Source organism: Streptomyces sp. NPDC057486 (assembly GCF_042802415.1).
GTDB lineage: Bacteria > Actinomycetota > Actinomycetes > Streptomycetales > Streptomycetaceae > Streptomyces > Streptomyces yanii.
Genome location: NZ_JBHVEE010000287.1, coordinates 1 through 2,965 on the forward strand (window position 1 = coordinate 1; position 2,965 = coordinate 2,965).

A 2,965-nucleotide genomic window follows, 5' to 3' on the forward strand; every position below is an offset into this window, starting at 1 on the left:
GGCGACGCACCGCGCGGTCCGGCGGGGTTGCTCCGGCTCGCGGGGGCGTGGATGGCAGGTCCCGCCCGCGCGAGCCCCCACTTCCGACCGTGCGTCGCGTCCTGGCGCCGTCACCGGCCGCCCCACCCCACCTACCCTGCGTCGTTGCGATGCTGAAAGGTGTCCCCGGATGTCCTCCACTCCCACTGCCCTGGACCGGCTCGTGAACCCCGCGGGCCTGCCGACTCTGGGTCTCGAACTGCCCCTCGACAACGACTGGGGCACGACCCGGCTGCGCGCCGACCGGGCCGCGGGCCGTTCCTTCGGCGTCCCGGACCTGACCCGCCATGCCAAACTCGCCAACCTGGCAGACGAGTTGAACTTCGCAGGGCTCTGGGTACGGGACGTCCCCCTCTACGATCCTGAGCAGTTCGGCGACGCCGGCTCCGTCTTCGAGACGTTCACGCACCTCGGGCACCTCGCGGCCGTGACCGAGCGGGCCGTGCTCGGTACCGCCGCCGTCGTGCTGCCGCTGCGCCATCCGCTGCTGGTCGCCAAGGCCGCGGCCACCGTCGACGTGCTCTCCGGCGGCCGGTTCGTCCTCGGCCTCGCGAGCGGGGACCGGCCCGTCGAATACCCGCTGTTCGGGGAGGACTTCCAGAGCCGCGGTGCCGCGTTCCGCCGGGGCGTGGAGGTCCTGCGCGCCGCGTGGGCCCGGCACACCGACGGCGCGGGCATGGAGCTGCCCGAGCTCGGTCTGGGTTCCGACCGCCATCTGGACGTCCTGCCCAAGCCGACGGGTCCGTCCGTGCCCCTCGCCATCGCCGGGCACGCCCAGCAGTCCGCCGAGTGGATCTCGCAGAACGCGGACGCGTCCCTCAACTACCCGCGTCCGCTGGGGGCCTTGCGCCTCAAGACGAGGGAGTGGCGGGAATTGACCGCCGGCACGCTCAAGCCGTACCTCACGCCCATGCAACTGGACCTCACCGAGGATCCGTCCACGGCGGCGAGCCCGATCCGGCTCGGTCTGCGCACCGGGCACCGGGCCCTGATCGACCATCTGCGGACGATGGGCGAACTCGGCGTCGCCCATGTCTCGTTCAACCTCCGCCCCGGCGACCGCCCTGTGGAGGAGGTCCTCCACGAGCTCGCCGAGACGGTCCTGCTGCACTTCCCCTCCCCCAGCACGGCGACCGGGACCGGTGCAGTCGGCGTTGTCGCTTCCTGAACACCGGCGGCACACCGGCTCCGCATATGTCAGCAGGTCCGCTTCTTGAGGCATGGTGTGACATGTCGGCGGACAAGCATTCGCCGAAGTGCGGGATGCCGCGCTCTCCTGGAGGGCGGCGCCGCTGGTGGCCACGATCGTTACCACTGGGAATGCGGCGAAGTCGACGAGCATCCAGGACGGGAGCCGGGTGAGCAGCCAGCCCGCGGCGTCCTCCTGGTCGGCGAGGTTCGGGTTCACCGAGCGCATCGCGCGATCGATAAGGCCCGCATAGACGCCGTTGATCAGTATTGTCAGGCCGGACAGTCCCGGCCCACGGCGTGCGTCGGAGACTCTGCCACCTCGGTCAGCCCGCCGGGCAGGACAAAGGTCAGCGAAGCGATCGTGATCACCACGACCGGCACGGGTGTCGAGCTCCTGGTCAGCCGGCCGAAGAGTTCGGCAGGGCAACAAACTGGGTGACGATCCAGCCGAACGGCACCACAAGCGCTGGCCAGGACGGCGAGGGTGGCGACCGTCTCGTGCAGCCCGAACAGTCGGGTGCCGACGTCGGGGACCCTTGGAAGCTCTGCTCGCGCAGCCGGCGGACGATCAGCGTCAGCAGGGGGAAGCCGACCAGCACGCAGCCCTCGTAAGCGAAGACGGACCTCCCTGACTGGTAGCCGATCCCGATGTGGGTCTCCACACATGTGGCGTCTACCAGTCCGGGGGCGACTGACAGTGCTTCACGCCCGACAGCCGCAGGTGCATGATCTGGCCGCGCTGCGCCGCAATGCGTACCTTGGCACAGATCGGTTCGAGCAGGTGCGACGGCCAGGCACCGGCCGCCGCGATCACGGCATCCGCGCCGACGAACTTCATCGTCGACCCGCACGCTGCGGACCGTGCTGCCGACGACGATCGCGGCCGCTCCCTCGACGATCCGCGCGCCGGCCGGACTGCGGCACGGCACATCGACGGAGCCGGCAAGCCATGCGAGCGGTGACGGACATCTCCGGCATGGGCCCAGCGCCCGAGAGAGGCGCCCGACCGGCCCCGAAGCCGTCTGCGGCACTGGACCGGCCTCTCCGCCACTGGGGCCGCCGTGCCGCACCGTCCTGGATCGCGGACAGCGCAACCGCTTCCCGGCCGGATCGACCACCGCCACCTACGCCCACAGCAGAGGCACCACCATCGAGTGAGGCCACCTCTTGCATTAACCCGCGCATGCAAGTATTGTTTCTGCATGTAAGGCGCGTTTGCATTTACATTCGGCGCTCACCCGGTGGGCCACCCCTCCCCCGGTGCCCCGGCCCCGTCAGCGGAGCCGCCGCACTCGCGGGCGTCCACCCTTCCCCCACAAAGGCACCATCATGTCCCTCAAGGAAATCCTTCCCGGCAACCTCGGCTTCGGCACCGCCCCGCTCGGCAACATGTTCCGCGCGATCCCCGACGAGGAGGCCGCCGCCACCGTCGAGGCCGCCTGGGACCAGGGCATCCGCTACTACGACACCGCCCCGTTCTACGGCGCCGGCCTCGCCGAGGAACGCCTGGGCGAGGTCCTGTCCACCAAGCCCCGCGACGCCTACATCCTGTCGACCAAGGTCGGCCGCGTCATCCTCGACGAACACGAGACCGCCGCCCGCGACCTCGGCGAGAAGGGCGGCCTGTTCGAACACGGCAACCCAACAAAATGCTCCACGTATGGACCGCCGAAGCCACCGAACGCTCCATCGAGGACAGCCTCAAGCGCCTCGGCGTCGACCGCCTCGACATCGT

Annotated in this window: 4 protein-coding genes and 1 pseudogene; 2 read left to right on the forward strand and 3 right to left on the reverse strand. The window is 70.2% G+C overall.

Features of this window, described 5'->3' with window-relative positions; all coding sequences use genetic code 11:
- The first annotated feature begins 169 nt into the window (after positions 1 to 169).
- Positions 170 to 1,207, forward strand: a complete 1,038-nt coding sequence (locus tag ACFU6I_RS48265) for a TIGR03571 family LLM class oxidoreductase (protein ID WP_384380864.1) — start codon at positions 170 to 172, stop codon at positions 1,205 to 1,207.
- 421 nt (positions 1,208 to 1,628) lie between these two features.
- On the opposite strand, the gene ACFU6I_RS48270 is transcribed toward ACFU6I_RS48265, so the two are convergent.
- Complete coding sequence (locus tag ACFU6I_RS48270) at positions 1,629 to 1,892, reverse strand: hypothetical protein (RefSeq protein WP_384380867.1); 264 nt, start codon at positions 1,890 to 1,892, stop codon at positions 1,629 to 1,631.
- Positions 1,893 to 1,903: 11 nt separating this feature from the next.
- Positions 1,904 to 2,068: a hypothetical protein gene (locus ACFU6I_RS48275; protein WP_384380870.1), complete on the reverse strand. Its 165-nt coding sequence runs from the start codon at positions 2,066 to 2,068 to the stop codon at positions 1,904 to 1,906.
- A gap of 551 nt (positions 2,069 to 2,619) precedes the next feature.
- On the opposite strand from ACFU6I_RS48275, the pseudogene ACFU6I_RS48280 reads away from it, so the two are divergent.
- A pseudogene (locus ACFU6I_RS48280) lies at positions 2,620 to 2,736 on the forward strand (aldo/keto reductase); the annotation flags it as partial.
- Positions 2,737 to 2,771: 35 nt separating this feature from the next.
- Here ACFU6I_RS48280 and ACFU6I_RS48285 read toward each other — a convergent pair.
- A complete protein-coding gene (locus ACFU6I_RS48285; protein ID WP_384380873.1) occupies positions 2,772 to 2,888 on the reverse strand; it encodes a hypothetical protein in 117 nt (38 codons plus the stop codon).
- Between the last annotated feature and the right edge of the window lie 77 nt (positions 2,889 to 2,965).